Consider the following 22473-nt stretch of genomic DNA (forward strand, 5'->3'; position numbering starts at 1 on the left):
CAAGGGGGGAGGACAGAACAAGCATGGAACACATTATTAATGACGAAATGGAAATTGTCGCTACGGATGAAGACATATTTTATGAGCTGGTAGCTGAGCAGAAAAGAAAGCTATACAGCATTGCTTACAGCTATTTGCGAAACGAGGCAGATTCGTTGGAGGTTCTACAAGAGGCAACCTGCCGCGCATGGATTAAACGTAAAAGTTTGAAGGACTCAGAGCGTTTTGCTCCTTGGTTAACACGTATTCTGATCAATTGCTGTAACGATGAGTTGAAGCGCAGAAAGAGGAATACAGTCACAGAAGTTGATCGAAGCGATATAGGAATTATGGAGATGAAAAGCGACCGCAGATTAGACATGGAACATGCGCTGGAAAGAGTAAAGCCAAAGTATCGCCAGGTGCTTGTACTCAAATATTACAAGGATATGACCCTTGCAGAAATTGCGGAGGTGCTCGATAAGCCGGAGGGAACCGTGAAGACATGGCTGAGCAAAGGTCTGAAACAACTGCGTGACAGAATGAAACGGAAAGGGGATCTATTTTATGGCTGAGTCTGAAGAAAAGCTGCTTAACGATTATTTTCAGAGAATCGATGTCGAGGCTGAGGAAATCCTGGAAGTTAAATTGGACGCCGCGATTCGCAAGGGGATGCAGTTAGGTAACCGAAAAAGGTCGTCTTTTAGAAAAAGATACACTGTTGTTGCGTTGGCGGTCCTAGCTATAGCCTTATTGATTATTGTCCCTTGGGCAAATCAGATGGCCAATCCAGTACGTGCGCAATTACCTCCAAAAAGCTGGGGGCAGCTTGAAGTGTTTAGACCCATTATTGCTAATAATCTGACCATAACATCAGCACTTGATGCGGGAATAATGAAGGAAGTGAATATTTCTTCTGCTGAGGTAGATGGAATAAAGTGGACGGTTAACGGAATCATCGCTGATCGAAGAGGCATTGCTCTACTCTATACAATTCAGAACAATACAGATCAGAAAATGCAACTAATGGGCCTGTCTCTGAAAAAAAATTCAGAGGATAATTACGACCTCACAGGATATAGCGGGTTTAGCAATTCTAATGCACAAGAGGCAGGTTCTCCTGGGACGACTCGTATGTTAGAACAAATCGTCTGGAATAAATATCGAGATGATCTGACAGATGAGTTGAATATTACATTATCGCTATATCCAGTATCCAAGGACCCTTCTGGGTCGAGTAGTGATATTAAAAAGCTAATTGTTAACATTCCTTTGGAAGCCAATAACAATTATTTTAAGGGAGAGATTATTAATCTGAAGGAGAGTCTATCTATTGCCGGACAGAAAATCAAAATGGATAATGTCTATATTGGACCTACTGGAATTTATATGCGGGAAAACTTTGACGGAGATAATACAATGAGAATTTTTAATATGCTTTCACCTAAACTGGTCATCGGGAAGGGGGATCACCAAGAGGACTTAATGTGGGCTAGTGGGATGAATAATTATCACAATGATAATATGAGACCTGATGAACCAATCAAATTAGAAATTGAAGGGATCTCAGCACTGGATAAATCTAAGGTGGAGCTTGTGATTAACACGGAAACCCAGCAGATCTTGCAGGCACCAGATAACAATCTAACGATTTCAAAGCGGATGGAGAACGAAGAGCAGGGAATTCTGGTATTGGATTACTTTATCCCTAAAGAAGATAAGGAGGCGCTTGGCGGCAGCGGTTTTTCATTGGACGATAATTTTGTGGATAGCGCTGGAAGCGGGCATTGGCTGGGACGGGTCAAAGATGGTTACTCGGGATACAAAGAATTTAACGAAGGTACTAAAGGAACTACAATAACTTTTTTCTTTAACGTAGGCAAAGAAAAGCTACCTCAACCCTTGACCTTCAAATTTAATTCTTATCCAACCGTAATCAACGAGAAGGCGTCCTTAAGAATTAAGTGAGCAGCCTAGATGTCGTACGAATCAAATCAAAAGCCCTGTTCTTCACAGCATTGTGAGAAACAGGGCTTGTTTTATTTTTAACCAATAGATGCGTATTGTACTTTATTCCCCAGCAAGTGCATCACAAAAGGCTTTGCCATAAGGCGGAAGATCCGGCGGGCGACGAGCGGAGATGATATGTCCATCCGTTACCACTGCTTCATCCTTCCATATAGCTCCGGCATTTTCCATGTCATCCCGGATGCCCGGTGTGGAGGTGACAGTTACACCTTCCAGAATTTTAGCAGAAATTAATACCCAACCTGCGTGGCAGATCTGCCCAATTGGTTTTTTAGCCGTATTAAAATCCTGTACGAGTTTTAGAACGGCACTGTATCTACGGATTTTATCCGGAGCCCAGCCTCCAGGAACTAGAATACCATCATAATCAGCAGCGTTTAAATCATCCCAGGAGTACTCTGCTTTTGCTGGTACGCCATATTTGCCGATATACGTCTTATCTTTTTCCAAACCTGCCAAGTGAACCTCAGCACCTTCTTCTCTCACTCGGTACACGGGATACCAGAGCTCCAAATCTTCAAATTCATCGTCTACGAGTGCAATGACCTTTTTGCCAGCTAGTCTCATTTTGTTAAGCTCCTTTCGTACCACATGATCTTTCATATTCTATCAAATTTAAAATACGAAGTCATCTGGAGAGTTGTAAATAATAGACGAATTGCCAATTTAATCATTATATGCAATTAAGGAGGGTTTTAATCGAGGGAAGTCGAATATAGAAATTGAAAAGTCATACTTTGTACTTATTTTATTTCTTGCAAGAGGTGTAGAAGATGTATACAGATAATTTAATGGAGAAGTTGTGCAATTGTGGTGGCCTCATGACCTTACATATGCATTCATTAATTTTTAATACGAAGGTGAAGATTACACATGTTCCTGTTTATACTTGTCCGAAATGTACTAGTTATGAGCCAATGTCGTTTATTAAAGCGGATCTAGGAAGGTTAGTGAAGGAACTGAGCGCGGATGTGCCAAGAAAAGATTTTTCATTTACAGAAAGAAATGAATTAGCTAGTGTCCTAAAAGAATCTTTGACAGAGGTTATTGTCGGGGGATTTCATGAATTAGAGGTGGTTATCCGAGAGACAATTCAGGCTAGAGTGGATGTGCTGCTCGATTTATACCGATTAGCTGAAAGGCTCACGGACCAGAATTGGATGGAAGAAACTAGTCGAAGACTGTCTCAATTAACGTTCCAAACGACTAAAAACGCAAATTATTAAAACATTCTGTGAAAATAATGAAAAACTTTCACGGAATGTTGGATTTTTCACTCACTTTTTGTTACGATAGATAGAAGTTACATGATTGTGCTCGTGAATAGGGAAACCTTCACTAGTCATAAATTGTAATTTAGGGTTACGTCTTCATCCTTGAAAGAAATTTTGAAAGGAAAATGAAGCGTTATCATTGCACAATTGTACAAAGTGTCGTATCATATTTTTAATTAGTCGAACGATAAAATTTATCGCAATGGAGAGAGTAATTTGACGGTAACCATTTACGATGTAGCGCGAGAAGCAGGCGTATCTATGGCTACGGTATCACGGGTTGTGAATAATAACCCTAACGTGAAACCGCAGACCCGGAAGAAAGTTTTTGAAGCGATTGAGCGTTTGGGATATCGTCCCAATGCCGTGGCGAGAGGACTTGCCAGTAAGAAAACGACAACCGTTGGGGTTGTCATCCCTGATATTTCAAACTCGATTTTTGCAGAAATTGCACGCGGGATTGAAGATATCGCGAACATGTATCATTACAATATCATATTGTGTAACGCGGATAAGCGCAAAGAAAAGGAAATCCGTGTCATCAATACGCTTTTGGAGAAACAGGTCGATGGTCTGCTCTTCATGGGTGGTACGGTAACTGATGAACATATCCAAGCTTTCCAGACTTCTGCAGTTCCAATTGTCCTATGTGCTACACGGGATGAGAAGGGGACTTATCCTTCCGTTGACATCGATCATGAAACCGCTGCTTTTGATGCAGTGAATACTCTGATTCGTCACGGTCACCGTGAAATCGCAATGATCAGTGGTACACTCCAGGATCCTGCGAATGGATATGCACGTTTTCATGGTTATAAGAAGGCACTTGAACAGGCTGGAATCGAATATCAAGAAGACTTGGTGCGTATCGGTAACTACCGCTATGAATCTGGTGTCGAAGCCATGAAGTATTTCCTTGGACTCAAGAAGAAGCCAACAGCTATTTTTGCTGCAACAGATGAGATGGCTATTGGTGCAATTCACAGTATTCAGGATGAAGGCCTGAAGGTACCGGATGACTTCTCCATTATTAGTGTGGATAACATCCGTATGGCTTCGATGGTTCGTCCATTGTTGACAACTGTAGCCCAGCCTATGTATGACCTAGGTGCGGTAGCAATGAGACTTTTGACGAAACTCATGAAGAAAGAGACGGTTGAGAATCCGCGGGTTATCCTGCCTCATGAAACGATTCTCCGCTTGTCTGTTAATCATCTGAATAAGTAATTTAAGAACTAAACAGTCATTCCGTAGAAAGCTCCTTTTGGAGCTTTTTATGTTTTTTACAGCGAAAATCATCGAAGGAGGCGTTAGTTTTGCATGAAATTATCGGATTAATTGGTGCGATGGATGAAGAGATTAAGCTGCTGCTAGAAGGAATGGAGAATAAAGAGACTAAGGTCAAAGCAGGAATACATTATTACATAGGAGATTTATTAGGGAAGTCAGTAGTGCTTTGTAAATCCGGGGTTGGCAAAGTGAATGCAGCAGCTACGACACAAATTCTGATTGATTCCTTTGGTGTATCACGTGTGTTGTTTACTGGCGTAGCTGGAGCTGTGCATCCTGAATTGAATATTGGAGATATCGTAATATCATCTACTTGTGTCCAGCATGATGTGGATGCAACGGCGCTTGGGTTCTCAAGAGGTGAAATTCCTTATCAGGAAAATTCCGTCTTTCAGGCAGATCCTACACTGGTACTCCTTGCTGAGAGAGCGTGTAATAAGCTAGGTCAAAAGTACTTGGTCGGCAAGGTGCTTTCAGGTGATCAATTCATTTCTAACGTGGAGATTGTGGCCAAATTAAGAGAGGAGTTAGACGGAGCAAGCGTGGAGATGGAAGGAGCGGCGGTTGCACAAGTCTGTGTGATGAACGCCACTCCCTTTGTCATAATTCGTTCGATGTCTGACAAATCTGATGGGTCTGCAAATGTTAATTTTAAGGAATTCACGGTAGAAGCCTCAGGGCGCTCACATGCCATATTAGAATATATGTTGCAGCACCTCTGATTTTAGTACATAAAGCGCTGTCTAAAACGTACCCTGTCGAAGGTCTCCTGTGAGGACATAGGCACCTCTTGTCCAATGCGTACCATTAGACAGTTGGCTGGATGGGAGCAGATTTCAGGATCGTCTGTAGCATACCAAACCATATTTACAGTTTTCATTAATCGCTCCATCATTTGACGATAAGCCCATACATCAAGCCCACTTCCTTTTAAATCCCAGTGCCAATAATACTCAGTTGTAAAGACAATACAATTCTCCAATTGCTCCTGCTCAAAAGCAGTGGAAATCAGCAGCCGGCCAAGTCCGGCTCCCCTGTAATCATTACTCACCTCAATAGCCCCAAGCTCAATTAGATCCATCATTCCACCCTGTGACCAAAGCTCCATTTCATCCGGATAATGAAAGGTGACATAACCTACGATAGTGCCGTTCTCTACAGCTGTAATAATACGTCCTTCTGGCAGGCTAGCAATCTCTACGAGAGCTTCTTGCTGTTCTATTGGCTTGCGGAAGGCATCGAGATCATGGTGCATGTGGAGGGCTTCTAGGTCCTCTGGAGACCGGGGACCGCTTACTGTAATTGTTCTACCTTTATATGAAAGCGTATGGGAAACAGGGATTTTACGATGCTCCATAGCCGTGCTCCTTTCAGATCATAAAATATGGAATGTAAACGTTTGCTATGTTATACTAATTCAGACATAAAAAATTCACATTCATTGCATTGACATCATTATCTAAGAGAAGAGTCTTACCCTTAAAGCTTAAATCAAACGAGTGAGGGAGGCAAGAGTGATGGGTCAAGTCCATAGCGAAATTTTGCCGGGCCGTGTACAGAGCTCCAATATGTCTGATTACACCCAGGCAGTAGCCGATTTTAAGTGGGAGGATGTTGAACGTAACTTCTCATGGTATGACACTGGCAAAGTAAATATGGCACATGAAGCAGTGGATCGCCACGTTCAAGAAGGACGGGGAGCGGCAACGGCCCTGCTCTACAGTGATGCGGTGCGGGATGAATCCTATACATTTGCCGATCTGCAGGAACGGTCGAACCGGTTCGGAAATGTATTGCGTAAATATGGTATCGGTAAGGGAGATCGGGTATTTATTTTTATGCCTCGTCAACCGGAACTATATTTTAGTTTACTAGGCATTTTGAAGATTGGGGCAATAGCAGGCCCTCTGTTCGAAGCCTTCATGGAGACAGCAGTCAAAGACCGGCTAGAGGATAGCGGTGCCGTTGCATTGGTTACTACGCCTGAACTACTTCATCGTGTAAAGCGAGATGAGCTTCCGAATTTGCGTCATATTTTTCTAGTAGGTGGTACCACTGATATCGAGCAAGGTAACTTAGGTTTCACTGAGGAGATGGCTAACGCATCTTCTGAGCTCGAATTGGAATGGCTTGACCTGGACGATGGCCTTATTATGCATTATACATCTGGTTCTACGGGAAAACCTAAAGGCGTTTATCATGTACAAAGAGCTATGATTCAACATTATTATACAGGTAGAGTGGTGCTGGATCTACGTCCAGATGATATTTACTGGTGTACAGCAGATCCGGGCTGGGTGACGGGAACATCTTACGGAATATTTTCTCCTTGGTTAAATGGGGTTACGAATGTCGTAAGAGGGGGGCGTTTCAGCCCTCAGGATTGGTATAAGACGATTGAACGAAATAAGGTTAGCATTTGGTACAGCGCACCGACAGCATTTCGTATGTTGATGGGTGCAGGAGAGAGTTCAATTCAAGGTATTGATTTGAGTAGTCTGCGACATGTCCTGTCAGTTGGTGAGCCGTTAAATCCTGAAGTGGTGCGGTGGGGTGATAAGTTTTACAATCAGCGCATTCATGATACTTGGTGGATGACAGAGACGGGGGCACAGCTGATCTGCAACTATCCTGGAATGGATATTAAACCAGGTTCAATGGGGCGTCCGTTACCAGGTATTGAAGCGGCGATTCTTGATGATCGAGGCAATGTTCTTCCGCCATTCTCTATGGGGAATCTTGCGATACGGACACCCTGGCCATCCATGATGAACTCGATTTGGAATAATCAGACGAAATATGAGGAATATTTCCGTATTCCTGGTTGGTACATTTCTGGTGATTCCGCTTATATGGATGAGGATGGATATTTCTGGTTCCAAGGACGGATTGATGATGTTATCAATTCATCTGGAGAGCGTATTGGACCATTTGAAGTGGAGAGTAAATTAGTAGAGCATCCAGCTGTAGCTGAAGCGGGCGTAATTGGTAAACCAGACCTTGTGCGTGGGGAAATTATTAAGGCTTTCATCTCGTTGAGAGAAGGTTACATTCCTACTGCTGCTCTCAAAGAGGAGATCGCGGCATTTGTTAAAGCTGGATTGTCTGCACATGCTGCTCCAAGAGAGATCGAATTTAAGGATAAACTACCTAAGACAAGATCTGGTAAAATCATGCGGCGTGTATTAAAGGCTTGGGAGCTTCATCTCCCGACTGGCGATTTATCAACGATAGAGGACTAGAATGGATTATAAAATACACCGTTCCCTGATGGATTCGAGGGAACGGTGTTTTGCTGTGTGAAGTTATTCTGTTGACTACAGGTTAATGGTTTCCATTCGTACTGCCTGCTGTGCCACTATTACTGTTTCCATTGCCGCTACCTTCGCCAGATGGCAATGAGGTAGGAGTCGGTAGAATGGTTCCTGGAACCTCAATATCCTCTCCTGGTACACTCTCAGAGTCTGTAGGAGGCGTTGTCTCCGGTCCTTGATCAGGAGTTGGCGTTGCTTCCGGAGTTGGTGTAGTGCCTCCAGCAACGCTACCAGAAGCGGTCTCATTACCTGCGACATCAACAGCGGTAACATAGAAAGTTGCATTGGCACTCGCAGGTGTTCCTGGCGAGAATACCTTGCTCTCGTCAGCCATAATTACAGCTTGCTTCTGGAAAGACCCACCGTTTAAAGAACGGTATAAGCGGTATCCTACTACATCAGGAGAGCCGCTTGGGGAGAAGGTGATCACAGCTTTACCGGTGCTGTATGAGACACTAACATTTCCAGGAGCAGTAGGGGCTGCGCCATCGTCCACGCGTGGATCGACTTCAGTAGGGAAATCTGTCTTAGCATCGGCTGGCATATAATACTCCAACGATTTATGATCCTTCATCTTAGGGAAGGCTGCTAAGAGCTCCTTGACTAAATCCTGAATCGGCTTTTCACGTTTAACAACGATTTTTTCCCTCAGGAAATCCTCTGGTGTTCCTTCCAGCGGAAGGTAATTCACGCCGTTATAAGTTATATACTTAGCTTTGGAAATACCGTCGTCACTCTCTGTAGGCACATATTTCGCATTGAAAAGATCTGTTGTGAATTTGTCAGTTAGAGCCGTTGGCAGTTTACCGCTGTAGGCGGAAACTGTCTTTTTGATGATTCCCTCAGGTTGTGTGAATTTGTCAGTAACAAACAAGTCTGGCTGCTTATCAATCACAGCATTCATGACTTTAGCCCATAAGGTCTGTGCTTGTCGTTTTTGTGTATCTCCCGAAAGGGTATTGATTTGTTCTTTATAACCGACCCACATGCCAAGTGTGACATCAGGGGTGTAGCCCATGAACCAGACATCTCCATAGTTCTGAGTGGAACCGGTCTTACCTACAATCGGAATGTCTTTAAAGTGTTTATAATCTCTTCTCACTGTACTTGCAGTACCTTCTGTGATTACTGTCCGCAGCATATCAGTCATTAGATAAGCAGTTTGCTCAGAGAATACTTGTTCAGGGTTAACCTTGTGCTGATAAACGATCTTGCCTTCCGAATCCACAATCTTCTCGATCATGTAAGCATCATTAAATGCTCCCTGATTGCCGATGGCGGAATAGGCATTGGTTAATTCTTCAACGGATGTACCGTATCGAAGACCACCTATTACCCCTGTCTGCGCTCTGTAATCATCTTCGGTAAGGGTAGTAATCCCTAGCTTTTTAGTAAAGGCCCAAGCATCCTCAATTCCGACTTTCTCGTTAAACAGTTTAAGCGCCGGCAGGTTGAGGGATTTATTAAGTGCATATCGAGCCGTAACTAAGCCTTGATAGCGGTTGTTAGCATTTTTAGGGATATGGAAGCCTTTTCCACCATCCTTCAAAATGATTGGAGCATCATCCAATATGCCGGCAGGTTGAATCAGTCCTGCATCCAAGGCAGGTAAGTAAGCAGAAATCGGCTTCATTGTTGACCCGGGTTGCCGGACCATTTGGGTTGCATAGTTCATTTGCTCGATATTAAAATCGCGACCCTCAATCATGCCGAGAATGGCTCCGGTCTTGTTGTCGATCATTATGCCAGCCGTCTGTTCGATACCTTTTGTTTTGCTGTCCTTAGTGAAATTACTACTATCTTCGGAAATACTGTGCATTGCACTGTATACTTTCTTGTCAATCGTGGTATAGACTCGGTAACCACCAGTCATTAACTGTTGTCGTGCTTCCTCAAGAAGTACGGCATTATCACTAGAGCTAACAGTATCAGTTGTACCGTTTTTCTCTTCATTTAGTGACAAAAGAATCTCAGCTGCTTTACGCTCCGTTTCCATCATCAGGTATGGATATGTAGCATAGGCTTTCTTAGTGTGAGGAGCGAGAGAGCTTTTAATATCAAATTTGAGTGCTTCATCATATTGGGAGGTAGTGATCTTGTTCTCCTCAAGCATACGACGCAGTACAAGCTGTTGACGGTCTATAGCTCTCTTGAATGCCTTTTCATTGAATTCTCCAATGCCATTGAATGCCGAATAAGCGGATGGAAGCTGTGGAAGGCCGGCCAAATACGCCGCTTGGGCAATATTCAACTTGTCTAGATCATCTAGACCGAATATACCTTTGGATGCAGCTTTAATCCCAAATACGTTGTAGCCATTCGAGCCATTACCAAACGGAACCTTGTTCAGATAAGCTGTTAGGATCTCTTGCTTGGTCAAGAAGCGCTCCAGTCTTAGTGAGAGCAGAATTTCTTTTGCTTTGCGATCTTCCGTTCGATCCAGATTGAGGAATACACGTCTTGCGAGCTGTTGAGTAAGTGTACTGCCTCCGGTTTGAACGGATTCATTTAATAGCTTTTGCTTGACGGCACGTAAGGTGCCTTTGAAATCCACGCCGTTATGCTCATTGAAATTATTGTCCTCTATAGCGAGAACTGCATCAATAATAATCTGGGGGATGTCGTTGTATTGAATGAGCCTTCGGTCTTCTTCAGTACGAAGCTGGCCGATTGGTGCGCCGTCACGGAAGTATGCGAATCCGGTGATAGCATTTTGTCCGACTTGCTGTTGAATCATTTCCTCGGAGCGAACAGGTTCATCCTTCACCATGGAAGTTACATACCCTGCTGCTGCACCACCGACGAACAGAATGCCTATTATGCCAAGAATAAACATCCACTTTACTACAGAACCAAACCTGCTGAGCCCGGATCTGCGGGGTGAAGGCTTCTTTACGTTTTTTTTCTTGTTCTCTTGAACCATCGACGATAATTCCTCCTTTTAACGGAATTATTATAGCACAAATTGACGATTTTGAATGCAGTCGGAGTGTTCATTACCTATTAGAATAACAAAAAGCCTCCGGATAAATCCGGAGGCTTTGGTCATACTCGCTATAAGCGAGATATTAACGGTTGTAGAACTCGACGATTTGTTTCTCATCGATATCCTGGGAAAGCTCGGAACGTTCTGGCAAACGAATATATTTACCTTCGAAAGATCCTTCAGCATATTCCAGGTAAGCTGGAAGGTGGGAACGGTTAGCAAGAGCTTCTTTGATGGAAGCCATGCTTTGGCTTCTTTCGCGAAGACCGATAACGTCGCCCAAGCTTACACGGTAAGAAGCGATGTCGACTTTTTTGCCGTTAACAGTTACGTGTCCGTGGGATACCAACTGACGTGCACCAGCACGGGAGTTAGCAAATCCAAGACGGTAAACTAGGTTGTCCAAGCGGCTTTCAAGCAAGAACATGAAGTTTTCGCCCGCAAGACCTGGAAGCTTTTGTGCTTTAGTGAAGAGAGTTTTGAATTGTTTCTCTCCCAAACCATACATGTGACGCAGTTTTTGTTTTTCCAAAAGCTGCATTCCGTAGTTACTTACTTTTCTGCGTTGGTTAGCTCCGTGTTGTCCTGGAGGAAAAGGGCGTTTCAAGTCTTTTCCTGTACCGCTAAGGGAAATGCCCAGACGGCGGCTGAGTTTGAATTTAGGTCCGGTGTAACGTGCCATGTTATAGTAGACTCCTTTATAATTGAAATTTCAGGGTAGGGCCTATTTGCGCCGCATTTCGTATCCGTGATTAGCATTAATGGCTTCCACACTGCCAGGGAAGTTCAGCCGCTGCCCTGGCAGTAACGAAATGCGTGAGGGTGACACAACGTTACGCCCAAGTAAGACTTGTTACAGTCTTGTTCAACAATAAATATTATATGAATACAATATATAAAGTCAAGCGATTATTAAAAGATTTTTTGTCAATCTTTGTCGATAGTTCTTTGGTCCTAAAAAAAAGTCCCGGAAATGATGAAAATATAATGCAATACACAAAGAAAGAGAGTAAAATATAGTTAATTAGTAGTTACTAGGGAAGATAGTTTTCTTAATCGAGATGCAAAGGGGATCTTCGTTATGTCAGAGCAGAAAGCATACGTCCATAAAGACAGCCGTATGCTGTTACAGGACAACATAAACGTTAGTAGAGATTCCGAAGATCCCACCGCCTGGCTTAGGGAAACGGAAATAGTAACGCATGACTTCCCTTATCTAGCAAATCTGATTGCAGACAGTTTCAATGAATGGTTTGGTGAGCTCGATGTCCTTCCATTCTCCAGATCCTGGGAATGGTCTGTGCTTAATTTTGAAGGTAAGTATTTAAGCAGCATACGCGATCAACAAGAACTATGGAGACAAAAGTGGGAACAGGCAGCAGCTTCTAGCTTGTTTTCAAGAACAATCTCTGCTGTTGAGTTGACCGTAGAAGGTAAGGATCTGAGCTTTTTTACCATACCGCTATTCACTCGCGTCGACAATGAACTCTTTGCATTTTTGGGCTGTTCTATGCCTACGCAACAATATGAAATGGGTGGACGAGATACCGCAGAAGCAATGTCGCTGCATTACCGTACCTGTTTCTATCATAAGTTTGAACATATATTTGTTGCAGATCTTGCAAGCACCCATATTCATGCTGAACGTGAAAGCAATCGTCGTTCTTTGTTATTTCAGATTGTCCAGCGGATGCATGACAACATAGATGTGAATGCCGTACTTTCGGAAGTCATTGATAGCATCTCTGCGATGTATCCGGGAGCGAGGCTTGAGCTGTTTATGTCTCAAGACCACCGCAGCACGCATCCGCAGGTCAAACCCTTACCATTCCACATGTCCAGTGATGATGTCTGTGCTAGGGCGTTTAAGGATGGACGCGTTGCACTGCACACAAGTGACGAGGATCACCGTAATGTAGAGATTGGTCTTCCGTTAGGTGGCAAGCAGGGGGTTTATGGAGTTTTCCATATGGTAATGGATAATCCAATCTTTCCAGATGTTGATTTGCGGTTTCTTTCAATGGTGGCCGATACAGCAGGAACTGCTTTTGAGAATGCCAAGCTATATGAGCGCTCTAATCAGCTGATCCGTGAGCTCCGCATGAGTAATGAGCTTACCCAACGTCTGAATCAAAGCTTGCGTTTAGGTGATATTTTTCAATTTGCATTTGAAGAGCTGCTTGAAATGTTTGGTGCAGATTACTGCTGTATCTTACATATGAATGAGGAGAAGGGCGGGTTAGAGGTTATTGCCTGCAACCATCCCTCTTTACAGAACGAAATTTTAGAAGTAGGGGCAGGCTTAGGTGGTAAGGTATATTCCACTGGAGAATCACTCATCATGTCTGACTACATAGATAATCCTAAGACAACTTCCCGACTAATGAATGCTACCGGTTCGCAGTCGCTGATCGCTACACCTCTTAGTGTGGGTGGTGAAATACGGGGTGCAATTATGTTAGCACATCGTGATGCACATTATTTTTCATATGATAATTATAGACTGCTGCAAGCGATGGCGGGGCATATTGGTCTAGCGGTAGGTAATGCCAGGCTGCACGCTGAAGTCAGACGACTTGCGAACAGAGACAGCCTAACTGGACTTTATGCTCGACATTATTTGGACGAAGAGATAAAAGAAAGACAGTCTACAGACTTCTGCGGTAGTTTAATAGTTGTGGATATTGACCAGTTCAAGATTGTGAATGATACCTACGGTCATCAAAAAGGAGATAAGATTCTAAAAGAGGTCAGTGAAATCGTGAAATCCTCTATCCGTCAAGGTGATATTGCTGCTAGATGGGGAGGAGAGGAGCTATCCGTTTATTTACCGTTAATGGGAGTGGAACAGGCGGGTTATGTAGCCGAACGTATACGCAAACGCGTCATGGAAGAAACTGAACCTAGTGTAACTGTATCCTGCGGAATAGCGGAATGGAGTTGGATGGACGATCGAGTAAGCGTCGAGTCATTGTTTTATCGAGCGGATATGGCGCTGTATAAAGCTAAGCATAATGGTCGTAACCAAGTTGTCTTTGATATTAAAGAGAATGATAACCATACTAAGAACCCTTGAGGCTCACCTCAGGGGTTCTTTTTTATATACCGGTTATTCAGGCTCTAATAGCGGTATAAGGCTTGCAGGAAGAGAGAACCCTATACGTGGGTTGCAAAAGCAAAATACTCCGAGAAAGGCCTGAGGACCGTGAGAAAGCTATTATTACTTAAGGGTGGAGTCCCTCTAATTCTTACTCTGTACTGTATTTTATGCAGCGGCTGCAGCGTCATAAGAGACAAACCAGCGAAAGAAGATTTAAGTTTGGCATTGGCCGGGATGGCTGGAAGTGATGAGGTAGCTTTTGAAGGGGCGAATATGCTTACAAGAGGGGGAACGACGGTTCCTGAATCCTTATTGTTCTACGGAGGCACAGTGGAGGATCATAAAAAAGTAAAGCTATATACACTTCTTCCAGATAAATCCGCTTCTCAAAAAACAGCTGCTAAAGGTGTTAAAGATTTAAAAAGTAGTACGTATGCTTTGAAACCTTACTACAGTCAGCTGGAGAAAAAAGATGGCAGATGGGAGCTTCTGACTACTGAGAATTCTTCGGAAGAGGGAAACCCATTACCTGCGCTTAATCCGCTGAAACAACTCGAAGAGCTTGACGCCATGGAGAAAAATGTAACCGAAGAGGCTGGGGCAGGCAGAGGGACAAGTGTGCTGAGAATCGAATTGACGCCTTCAGAGGCTAGAAAGCAGTTGTCTGTAGAACTGGAGAAAGAAATGCAGAACCTTAGACCTAAAGGTCTTGAATCTGCTAAGAACAGTACAGCAGCTGATCAGGCAGTGGCGAAAGCTTTGGAGAAGCTGTGGCAAAAGAAAAATAATGAATTACAGGAAAAGCTCAAACAGGCTAATGTAGAAACGGTCTACCACCTAACAATCGATAAGAAGCATAATCTGCCCAGAAGGCTTACCTTGAATCGAAAAGTAAGCTATTCCGGTGAAACGACGAATAAATCTGACAATGAAACTTATGTGTCTAAGGTCGATTTTACAGGCTACCGTTGATCTTTACATTGTTTTGCAGGTCTTGCGCTCGATAAAGGGCGTGCTACAATAGAACGGCATGCTTATTTTCAGACAGAGGAAGGAAGAGTACACAATGAAGGATCCCAGAATTCAAAAACTGGCAGCAAATCTTGTAGGTTATTCCGTAGATGTCCAGCCAGGCGAGAACGTGCTTGTAGAAATGATTGGAAGCGAAAGAGATTTAATTAAAGCTGTTGTAGAGGAAATCGGCAAGGCCGGCGGTCATGCTTTTGTGCAGTTGACAGATCGTACAGTCCTACGCAGCATGCTTAAATATGCAACACGTGAGAGTCTTCAGACATGGGCTGAAATTGACTTGAACCGGATGAAGCAAATGGATTGTTATATCGGCATCCGTGCAGGCGAGAATGTAAATGACCTGTCCGATGTTCCAGAAGAAAATATGAAATTGTATAATTCTTTATATTCCCATCCAGTGCATAGTGAACAACGCGTGAAGCATACGAAGTGGGTAGTATTACGTTATCCCAATGCGAGTATGGCTCAGCTTGCAAATATTAGTACAGAAGCATTTGAGGACTTTTATTTCGAAGTATGTAATTTGGATTATGCCAAAATGGACAAGGCTCAGGATGCATTGGCCGATCTTATGCGTAGAACAGATAAGGTACATATTTCGGGTCCTGAAACAGATCTTAAGTTCTCTATCAAAGGAATCGGTGCAGAGAAATGTTCTGGTCAAAAAAATATCCCGGATGGCGAGGTTTACAGCGCCCCTGTTCGTGATTCTGTAAATGGAACGATCAGCTATAATGCGCCATCTGTATACAACGGAGTAACCTTCGAAAATATCAAATTCAAATTCGAGAACGGGAAAATTGTTGAAGCAACCAGCAACGACTCCGCTCGCTTGAACGAAATCCTGAATTCAGATGACGGCGCACGTCACATCGGTGAATTTGCCATAGGCTTTAATCCGTACATCTTGCACCCTATGAATGATATTCTGTTCGATGAGAAAATTGCAGGCAGCCTGCACTTTACACCGGGGCAAGCTTATGATGTTACAGATAACGGAAATCGTTCCTCCATTCACTGGGATCTTGTATTAATCCAACGTCCAGATTATGGCGGAGGAGAGATTTATTTTGACGATATATTGATCCGTAAGGATGGAATCTTCGTGTTACCAGAACTAGAAGGTCTGAATCCTGAAAACTTGAAATAAAAATGTAAAAGTACGAAAACACCTTGCACAAGTAAGCGGATTCAAGGTATCATAAGAATGGATTACAAAGACTTATGTTTCATAATCAAGTTGCGGAGGGATTTCTATGTCCAGTAACAATGCGGCAATCGTTGATATTGCTCAAACGGCAGGTCAGTTCAACTCTTCAATCGTTCTTCAAGCGGACAACAAGTACATTGATGTTAAGAGTATCCTTGGTTTGTTCACGACTTTGGTATCAAGCCAAAGCTACGAGCTTCATGTTCATGGAACAGATGCAGAAGAAGCTAAGAAGGCAATGAGTGAAGTTTTTGCTAAACACGGTTTGAACTTTACAGTTGTAGCTGAGTAATAGTTGTATGTAAAGACGTCCTACCGATTTACGGTGGGGCGTTTTTTCTAGAAATAGATGCGGAATTAACTCCGTCCCTTATAAATAACTTAGCTGCTTCTTTCAAATAAATGGTTAGTATAAACAGAATTGTTGTATTGATATCCGATTTCGACTAATATTAAGTAAAATAGTAAAAGCAGCTTAACTTTTGGACATGGGGGGGAAGAGGCATGACTTCGTCGGAATTACAGGAACAGTTTAATCTTAAAGCGATCAATCTTCTACAAGAAGATGCCGATAAAATTCAGCAACTTATTGAAGTGCAGATGGAAAATCTGGCAACACGCTACTGCCCTCTCTATGAGGAAGTGCTGGATACCCAAATGTACGGTTTCTCAAGAGAGGTCGATTTTGCGGTTAGAGCAGGTTTGGTGCCAGAGATTACCGGTAAAATGGTGCTGAGTAAGCTGGAGCGGAATTTAGCAGTACTCTATGAGGCTTTGAATAACAAAGCAAAAGAAGAATAATTTCGATTTTAAAGTATTCATAGAAACGCACATGAGGACAGATCGTCTCTCATGTGCGTTTTTTTTGAAAAGATTAAGATGTTTAGGGAAGTATTTATACTAGATAAAAGGAGACGCCCAGAATGAGGTAGACCGTTAACAGTAAGAGACCCTCATACCAGTTGGTCGAACCATCCTGAGTTATCGATTTGGCAATGAATACGGCGACGCCAATGGCGACAATTTCGATCGTTGTAAACACAATGTCCATAGTATCACCCATGAAATAACTGGCGAAGATAAGTACAGGTGCTACGAATAGTGCTATTTGAAGACTGCTACCGACAGCTATTTCTACTGCTGCACCGATTTTGTTCTTCATGGCCAGCATAATGGCTGCGCTATGTTCTGCGGCATTACCGATGATTGCCACTAGAAAGGCACCTACAAACAGTTCGCTAAATCCAAAGCGCTCAGTTAATGTTTCTAGCGTTCCTACCAGCCACTCACTAACAAAGGCTACCATCACGGTTGCAACCAGCAGATATAGGATGGATCTGTTTCTAGACCAAGCAGGCGCATGTTCAGTTGCTGATTCATCCTTACCGGCTTCTGTAACGTCCTCTAAATGTTTCTTGTGCGTTATCATGGAGAAGATTAGCCAAGCCATGTATGAGGCGATGAGCAGCCCGGCAACGATTAAACTGAGTACGTCTGTATCTTTTTCAGTTATGGAATGGGTATTGAAGAACATAGCCGGAACAAATAAGGCGATAACCGCTACGATCATTAGGGAACCGTTCATACCAGCAAGGGTTACGTTGAAATTCTGCACTTTGAACTTCATACCGCCAGCGAAAATACTTAAACCTAGGACGAGCAGCAAATTGCCTATAATGGAACCGGTAAGACTGGCTTTTACCATGTCGAACAGTCCTTCCTTAACCAAGAAAAAGGCAATGATTAGCTCTGCGGCATTACCGAAGGTAGCATTTAGGAAGCCGCCTAACCGTTGTCCGGCATAATGAGCCACACTTTCTGTGGCACGGCCCAGAAACCCAGCCACAAACACAACGGCAATTGCAGAGAGAACGAACTGAAGCGTGTGGTCCCAATCTGCATAATGTCCTATGGCACTAAGGATAAAGGTGATTGCCAGCAAAGCTGGTGAAATCCATTTTTTCAATGTAAAGTACACTCCAATCTATGTATTCAGGATCAATTCATAATCAATATACCCAAATTATTCCTAAGTGTAAACGAGAAAGCGAGAAACTGATTTGCTTTTTAGCCTGTTTAGGAATTACAATAATTGATAATGAGTTAAGGGGGGATATGGCATGGCAGAACAACTTCAATTGGAAATGGGAAATATACGAATTTCAAATGACGTCGTCTCGAAAATTGCCGGATTGGCTGCCTTGGAGACTCCAGGTATTGCAGCCATGTCAGGTGGCCTATCAGAGGGCTGGGCGAAGCGTCTTAGTGGTAAGAACGTCCAAAAGGGCGTTACCGTTGAAGTGGGACAGCTAGAAGCAGCAGTAGATCTGCGTATTATAGTTCTCTATGAAACTCCGATACATGAAGTGTGCCGGATGCTTCAACAGAACGTACGCGAAGCTGTGGAGAGCATGACTGGACTTCATATTGTTGAAGTGAATGTCAAAGTTGAAGGCGTAGCCTTTAAGAACGATGAAATTGCTTAATGCAAAAGAGCTTGTACACAAAAAAGCAGTCCAAGATATTTAACTTGGACTGCTTTTTTATATATTCCATCACATCCGGATTTATGAATCTCACCGGGAACGAACTTGTCTAACTGTAGTTACAGATTTCGTTACTTCCTCTTTAGCTGGAAGATTAGTTTCTCTGGAAATACTCAGAATAATTCCCATGGACAGCATGCTCACGAGAAGTGAAGAGCCGCCATAGCTGATAAAAGGTAAAGTTACTCCGGTAAGCGGAATCGTCTTCGTTACACCGCCAATATTGACAAAGGCCTGAATGGCTATGAGACCCATAATTCCAATGCCGACAAGTGTGCCAAAGGGGTCCTTGCACCTTAATGAGATTAAAATCCCTCGCCAGATAAAATACAGGTATAACATCAGAAATAATGCTGTGCCTACAAAGCCGAACTCTTCACCAATCACGGGGAAAATAAAGTCCGTATACGGGTATTTAAGATAATCCAGCTTTTGAATGCTTTTGCCAAATCCAGAGCCGCTGACTCCACCTTGTCCGAGAGCGGTCAAAGACTGAATAATATTATACCCTTCACCCTCAGCATCCTGATAGGGATCTATGAAAGCTTGAATACGACCTTTTCTGTAGTCCTGATTGGCGGCTACTTTGTCGGTTGCAGGGGAAAGAGAATCAATCGCTGCTTTAGCCCCCATAACAATTCCTACTCCGAGCACCAAGAGTGCAATAGAGCCTAGGATATGCTTCATGCTGGCACCGCCTGCATAAATGACAAGTCCACTGGTAGCTACTAGAATAAGGCATGAGCCCAAATCTGGCTGCATCATAATAAGTCCGGCAACAATACCCACAATGACCATTACAGGGATATATCCTGTACGGAAATCTCTAAACCGTTCACCTTTTTTGGTAATCAGCGCGGAGAGATACAGGATAATCGATATTTTGGCTAGTTCGGTAGGTTGGATCCCTAGCTTCCCGATACTTAACCAGCTCTTGGCGCCATTGATTCTTTCAGAGAAGGCTACAATTAGCAGGAGAATAACGGTGATGATGAAGATAGGGACATACCACTTCTTGAATTTACTGTAGGGAATATTCATGGCTGTAAACATAACAACAATTCCAAGTACGATCCAGATCATTTGGCGTTTCATGAAATATAGAGGGTCATTACCGAACTTCGAGCTCGCTAAAGTCAAACTGGAGCTAGCGCTGAAGACCATGACTAGACCGAAACCCACAAGTAGTAATGTTAAGATAAGTAGTTGGAAATCGGGTGTTCCTCTTTTGGGCAGGCTGACATTTTGTTTCGTCTTTCCCTTTCTGTTACTCAAGCCTCCAACAGCTGCTTTAATTCGAGAATCCGAGTAGCAGCAGTGTCCAATACTGGTTTAGGGACCGGAGAGTCATACTCCAGACCATGGGGAAATGTTGCTTTCCCTAAGTATACGGCTTCAATTGCAAGTACGGCATCAGCCTTCTCTAGCTTCCCCTCGACAGCGCGAGTGTTGATGCGTAGAAAGTATTCGCCACCATCCTGTGGGTCTTCAATTTTGCAGTCGTAAGTGGCACGATAGTATTCCCATTGCCAGCGGATAAAGCCAGCCTTTGTAGCACTCTCGTCCAGATAGAGAAGATCACTCTTCAATCCTACGAGGCCCGTGTTCTCAAAAATCATAGCACGCATATCCCCCTTATGAAGTATAATGATGAATTCATGATCCGTTTGCTGATGTTCTACCTCATGATAGTATGTTTCTAAACGTTGTGCAAGAGTAGGTACCTCCTAACGATACCCAGTTTTTTGCGTTTCTGCTACAATAAAAGAATTATAGACGTGTGATGCTAGATCAAAGTGAACAGGACTGCTGTCGCATGCTATTGATGCGGGTTTATGAAGAAGGGGATGGAAAACGTATGAAGAGCTTAGCGGTTGATTCGCTCATGCCGGAGATCGTGGAATGGAGACGCCATTTACACCGTCATCCGGAGTTGTCTTTTCATGAAAAGGAAACATCGGCATTTATAGCAAACAAGTTAGCAGAATTCGGTATTGAAGTTAGAAGAAGCACATCAGGGTATGGTGTAACAGGTATATTGCGAGGACAACGGCCGGGGAAAACGGTAGTCCTTCGCGCGGATATGGATGCACTACCTATTAAAGAGGAAAACAAGAATGACTACGTTTCGCAAAATGAAGGGGTTATGCATGCCTGTGGGCATGATGGACATACTTCAATCCTGCTGGGTGTAGCCTCTTACTATAGCAGCCGCCTTGATGAGATCGAAGGGGAGCTGCGTTTTCTTTTTCAACCTGCGGAGGAAGTCTGTCCTGGCGGTGCACAGGGGATGATTGCTGAAGGCGTATTGGAAGGGGCGGATGCAATATATGGTCTACATTTGTGGACCCCGCTGCCAATGGGAACTGTCGGCAGTGCACCAGGACCGCTTATGGCATCTGCGGATGAATTTTTTATTGATATCATCGGTAAAGGTGGTCACGGCGGCATGCCTAACCGCACGATTGACAGCATTGTGGCAGGGGCGGCACTTGTGACTCAGCTCCAGAGCATCGTAAGCCGCTCTGTGAACCCGCTGGAGCCCGCTGTTCTCAGTGTAGGAACCATTCAAGGGGGATTCGCCCAGAATGTCATTGCTGAGCATTGCCGGATTACAGGAACCGTGCGGGCATTCGACGAGGAGACCCGCCATCTGATCCGCAGCAGGATCGAAGAAATGACAGTTTCAATTGCTGGTGCATACGGTGCAGAAGCTAAGATAGACTATGTCATGGGTTATCCACCACTCGTAAATCATGAAGGTGAATACCAGCGTTTTTCTGAGGTGGCACCAGGAGCATTTGGGGAGCCCGTTCAGGTGATTCGGATGGAAAAGCTGATGCCAGCCGAGGATTTTGCCTATTATGTTAAAGAGATTCCTGGCTGCTTTATGTTCGTAGGTGCTGGGAATCCAGATAAAGATGCAGTCTACCCGCATCATCATAGTAAATTTGATTTTGACGAAGATGCTATGCTGCATGGGATGAAATTGTTGATCGCTATGGCTAATTCCTGTTTGGAAGAGAAGATAATCGTATAATTTCGTTTCATAGAGGAGAACCTATTCCATAACATGGAGATCATGATTAGGAGGGTTCGTTCTTGAAGACAGTGAAAGAAGTTATGACGATGGAGCCTGTAACAGTCACATTACAGGATAATGTGTATGAAGTCGCTGTTAAGATGAGAGACAATGACACTGGATTTATTCCTGTAATCAATAATGAAGTAGATAAGACTCTGCTCGGAGTAATTACAGATCGTGATCTTGTGATTAGAGGTTATGCGGCTAAGCACCCTGGATCAACTTCTGTAGAAAAGGTGATGAGTAGAGAAGTTCAGACCGTCTCAGAAGATACTTCTGTAGATGAGGCTGCAGAACTGATGTCGAACTGGCAAATTCGCAGATTAGCCGTGACCAGTGGCCAGAAGCTGATTGGTGTTGTTTCCATCGGCGACTTGGCGGTGCGCAACATTTTTGCGGATGAGGCTGGAGAAGCTCTTCATGATATTTCGCAGCAGCATTTACATTAAATAGTTTGATAGGGAAGCTCATGACCGTTATACGGGGATGAGCTTTTTCCTGTTCAAATATAAGAGAATGTAGATTTTACGCTATACATTATCCTTATTTTTCTCGCATCAACGCTTACCGCCCTTTAGGGAGGCTGAAGGCGTTTTTGCTTATATGAATGTAAGCAGATTACATAGCGC

At 43.5% G+C, this 22473-nt stretch carries 21 protein-coding genes; 14 read left to right on the forward strand and 7 right to left on the reverse strand.

The window, feature by feature from the left end; genetic code table 11:
- The first annotated feature begins 23 nt into the window (after window positions 1-23).
- Complete coding sequence (locus tag ACDZ28_RS21100) at window positions 24-554, forward strand: sigma-70 family RNA polymerase sigma factor (protein WP_375102683.1); 531 nt, start codon at window positions 24-26, stop codon at window positions 552-554.
- Window positions 547-1947, forward strand: a complete 1401-nt coding sequence (locus ACDZ28_RS21105; protein WP_375102684.1) for a DUF4179 domain-containing protein — start codon at window positions 547-549, stop codon at window positions 1945-1947. The genes ACDZ28_RS21100 and ACDZ28_RS21105 overlap by 8 nt, the downstream gene beginning before the upstream one ends.
- A gap of 102 nt (window positions 1948-2049) precedes the next feature.
- On the opposite strand, the gene ACDZ28_RS21110 is transcribed toward ACDZ28_RS21105, so the two are convergent.
- On the reverse strand, window positions 2050-2574 hold the full coding sequence (locus tag ACDZ28_RS21110) for a type 1 glutamine amidotransferase domain-containing protein (protein ID WP_283911531.1): 525 nt from the start codon (window positions 2572-2574) through the stop codon (window positions 2050-2052).
- Between the two features lie 206 nt (window positions 2575-2780).
- Between ACDZ28_RS21110 and ACDZ28_RS21115 the strand changes: the two genes are divergently transcribed.
- The 3 genes from ACDZ28_RS21115 (at window position 2781) to ACDZ28_RS21125 (ending at window position 5293) form a co-directional block, all read left to right on the forward strand.
- Window positions 2781-3233 (forward strand): hypothetical protein, encoded by a 453-nt coding sequence (locus ACDZ28_RS21115; protein WP_375102685.1) that lies wholly within the window; start codon window positions 2781-2783, stop codon window positions 3231-3233.
- 264 nt (window positions 3234-3497) lie between these two features.
- Window positions 3498-4508, forward strand: a complete 1011-nt coding sequence (gene ccpA / locus ACDZ28_RS21120; RefSeq protein WP_036686140.1) for a catabolite control protein A — start codon at window positions 3498-3500, stop codon at window positions 4506-4508.
- Between the two features lie 89 nt (window positions 4509-4597).
- Entirely contained in the window at window positions 4598-5293 is a 696-nt protein-coding gene (locus ACDZ28_RS21125; RefSeq protein WP_375102686.1) for a 5'-methylthioadenosine/adenosylhomocysteine nucleosidase, read from the forward strand.
- Window positions 5294-5295: 2 nt separating this feature from the next.
- Here ACDZ28_RS21125 and ACDZ28_RS21130 read toward each other — a convergent pair whose 3' ends face one another.
- Entirely contained in the window at window positions 5296-5928 is a 633-nt protein-coding gene (locus ACDZ28_RS21130) for a GNAT family N-acetyltransferase (RefSeq protein WP_042126817.1), read from the reverse strand.
- A gap of 160 nt (window positions 5929-6088) precedes the next feature.
- On the opposite strand from ACDZ28_RS21130, the gene acsA reads away from it, so the two are divergent.
- Entirely contained in the window at window positions 6089-7813 is a 1725-nt protein-coding gene (acsA, locus tag ACDZ28_RS21135; RefSeq protein WP_042126819.1) for an acetate--CoA ligase, read from the forward strand.
- An 82-nt stretch (window positions 7814-7895) separates the two neighbouring features.
- Here acsA and ACDZ28_RS21140 read toward each other — a convergent pair whose 3' ends face one another.
- Together ACDZ28_RS21140 and rpsD are read right to left on the reverse strand one after the other, a co-directional pair.
- The gene (locus tag ACDZ28_RS21140; protein ID WP_375102687.1) at window positions 7896-10808 is read right to left on the reverse strand and encodes a transglycosylase domain-containing protein; all 2913 of its coding nucleotides are present in this window, start codon (window positions 10806-10808) and stop codon (window positions 7896-7898) included.
- 145 nt (window positions 10809-10953) lie between these two features.
- On the reverse strand, window positions 10954-11553 hold the full coding sequence (rpsD, locus tag ACDZ28_RS21145) for a 30S ribosomal protein S4 (RefSeq protein WP_042126823.1): 600 nt from the start codon (window positions 11551-11553) through the stop codon (window positions 10954-10956).
- A gap of 399 nt (window positions 11554-11952) precedes the next feature.
- On the opposite strand from rpsD, the gene ACDZ28_RS21150 reads away from it, so the two are divergent.
- From ACDZ28_RS21150 to ACDZ28_RS21170, 5 genes are all read left to right on the forward strand, one after another.
- On the forward strand, window positions 11953-13947 hold the full coding sequence (locus tag ACDZ28_RS21150) for a diguanylate cyclase (RefSeq protein ID WP_042126825.1): 1995 nt from the start codon (window positions 11953-11955) through the stop codon (window positions 13945-13947).
- Between the two features lie 243 nt (window positions 13948-14190).
- Window positions 14191-14943, forward strand: coding sequence for a hypothetical protein (locus ACDZ28_RS21155; protein ID WP_375102688.1), 753 nt, complete (start codon window positions 14191-14193; stop codon window positions 14941-14943).
- Window positions 14944-15037: 94 nt separating this feature from the next.
- A complete protein-coding gene (locus ACDZ28_RS21160; RefSeq protein WP_375102689.1) occupies window positions 15038-16153 on the forward strand; it encodes an aminopeptidase in 1116 nt (371 codons plus the stop codon).
- A 106-nt stretch (window positions 16154-16259) separates the two neighbouring features.
- Window positions 16260-16505 carry an HPr family phosphocarrier protein gene (locus ACDZ28_RS21165; protein WP_042126831.1) on the forward strand — a complete coding sequence of 82 codons (246 nt, stop codon included), beginning with the start codon at window positions 16260-16262 and terminating at the stop codon, window positions 16503-16505.
- Window positions 16506-16717: 212 nt separating this feature from the next.
- Window positions 16718-17014: a YlaN family protein gene (locus tag ACDZ28_RS21170; protein WP_042126833.1), complete on the forward strand. Its 297-nt coding sequence runs from the start codon at window positions 16718-16720 to the stop codon at window positions 17012-17014.
- A gap of 94 nt (window positions 17015-17108) precedes the next feature.
- On the opposite strand, the gene cax is transcribed toward ACDZ28_RS21170, so the two are convergent.
- Window positions 17109-18179 carry a calcium/proton exchanger gene (gene cax, locus ACDZ28_RS21175; RefSeq protein WP_339290634.1) on the reverse strand — a complete coding sequence of 357 codons (1071 nt, stop codon included), beginning with the start codon at window positions 18177-18179 and terminating at the stop codon, window positions 17109-17111.
- Window positions 18180-18333: 154 nt separating this feature from the next.
- On the opposite strand from cax, the gene ACDZ28_RS21180 reads away from it, so the two are divergent.
- Entirely contained in the window at window positions 18334-18699 is a 366-nt protein-coding gene (locus ACDZ28_RS21180) for an Asp23/Gls24 family envelope stress response protein (RefSeq protein ID WP_042126837.1), read from the forward strand.
- Between the two features lie 90 nt (window positions 18700-18789).
- Here ACDZ28_RS21180 and ftsW read toward each other — a convergent pair whose 3' ends face one another.
- Together ftsW and ACDZ28_RS21190 are read right to left on the reverse strand one after the other, a co-directional pair.
- Window positions 18790-20034, reverse strand: a complete 1245-nt coding sequence (gene ftsW, locus ACDZ28_RS21185; RefSeq protein WP_042126839.1) for a putative lipid II flippase FtsW — start codon at window positions 20032-20034, stop codon at window positions 18790-18792.
- Window positions 20031-20378: a YugN family protein gene (locus tag ACDZ28_RS21190; RefSeq protein ID WP_042187352.1), complete on the reverse strand. Its 348-nt coding sequence runs from the start codon at window positions 20376-20378 to the stop codon at window positions 20031-20033. The genes ftsW and ACDZ28_RS21190 overlap by 4 nt, the downstream gene beginning before the upstream one ends.
- A gap of 239 nt (window positions 20379-20617) precedes the next feature.
- Here ACDZ28_RS21190 and ACDZ28_RS21195 point away from each other — a divergent pair, with 239 nt between their 5' ends.
- Together ACDZ28_RS21195 and ACDZ28_RS21200 are read left to right on the forward strand one after the other, a co-directional pair.
- The gene (locus tag ACDZ28_RS21195; protein ID WP_375102690.1) at window positions 20618-21799 is read left to right on the forward strand and encodes a M20 family metallopeptidase; all 1182 of its coding nucleotides are present in this window, start codon (window positions 20618-20620) and stop codon (window positions 21797-21799) included.
- Between the two features lie 62 nt (window positions 21800-21861).
- On the forward strand, window positions 21862-22293 hold the full coding sequence (locus tag ACDZ28_RS21200) for a CBS domain-containing protein (protein WP_375102691.1): 432 nt from the start codon (window positions 21862-21864) through the stop codon (window positions 22291-22293).
- Window positions 22294-22473 lie beyond the last annotated feature (180 nt).

It is taken from the genome of Paenibacillus sp. RS8 (genome assembly GCF_041956825.1).
In the GTDB taxonomy this organism is placed as follows: Bacteria; Bacillota; Bacilli; order Paenibacillales; family Paenibacillaceae; genus Paenibacillus_AQ.

Bases quoted from the DNA above. Each gene is read 5' to 3' on its own strand.
- ACDZ28_RS21130 (WP_042126817.1), bottom strand. From the start codon at position 5,928: ATGGAGCATCGTAAAATCCCTGTTTCCCATACGCTTTCATATAAAGGT.
- ACDZ28_RS21195 (WP_375102690.1), top strand. From the start codon at position 20,618: ATGAAGAGCTTAGCGGTTGATTCGCTCATGCCGGAGATCGTGGAATGG.
- ACDZ28_RS21190 (WP_042187352.1), bottom strand. From the start codon at position 20,378: ATGATTTTTGAGAACACGGGCCTCGTAGGATTGAAGAGTGATCTTCTC.
- ACDZ28_RS21140 (WP_375102687.1), bottom strand. From the start codon at position 10,808: ATGGTTCAAGAGAACAAGAAAAAAAACGTAAAGAAGCCTTCACCCCGC.
- ACDZ28_RS21165 (WP_042126831.1), top strand. From the start codon at position 16,260: ATGTCCAGTAACAATGCGGCAATCGTTGATATTGCTCAAACGGCAGGT.
- acsA (WP_042126819.1), top strand. From the start codon at position 6,089: ATGGGTCAAGTCCATAGCGAAATTTTGCCGGGCCGTGTACAGAGCTCC.
- ACDZ28_RS21180 (WP_042126837.1), top strand. From the start codon at position 18,334: ATGGCAGAACAACTTCAATTGGAAATGGGAAATATACGAATTTCAAAT.
- ACDZ28_RS21110 (WP_283911531.1), bottom strand. From the start codon at position 2,574: ATGAGACTAGCTGGCAAAAAGGTCATTGCACTCGTAGACGATGAATTT.
- ACDZ28_RS21160 (WP_375102689.1), top strand. From the start codon at position 15,038: ATGAAGGATCCCAGAATTCAAAAACTGGCAGCAAATCTTGTAGGTTAT.
- ACDZ28_RS21115 (WP_375102685.1), top strand. From the start codon at position 2,781: ATGTATACAGATAATTTAATGGAGAAGTTGTGCAATTGTGGTGGCCTC.
- ACDZ28_RS21100 (WP_375102683.1), top strand. From the start codon at position 24: ATGGAACACATTATTAATGACGAAATGGAAATTGTCGCTACGGATGAA.
- ACDZ28_RS21170 (WP_042126833.1), top strand. From the start codon at position 16,718: ATGACTTCGTCGGAATTACAGGAACAGTTTAATCTTAAAGCGATCAAT.
- ACDZ28_RS21150 (WP_042126825.1), top strand. From the start codon at position 11,953: ATGTCAGAGCAGAAAGCATACGTCCATAAAGACAGCCGTATGCTGTTA.
- ACDZ28_RS21105 (WP_375102684.1), top strand. From the start codon at position 547: ATGGCTGAGTCTGAAGAAAAGCTGCTTAACGATTATTTTCAGAGAATC.
- rpsD (WP_042126823.1), bottom strand. From the start codon at position 11,553: ATGGCACGTTACACCGGACCTAAATTCAAACTCAGCCGCCGTCTGGGC.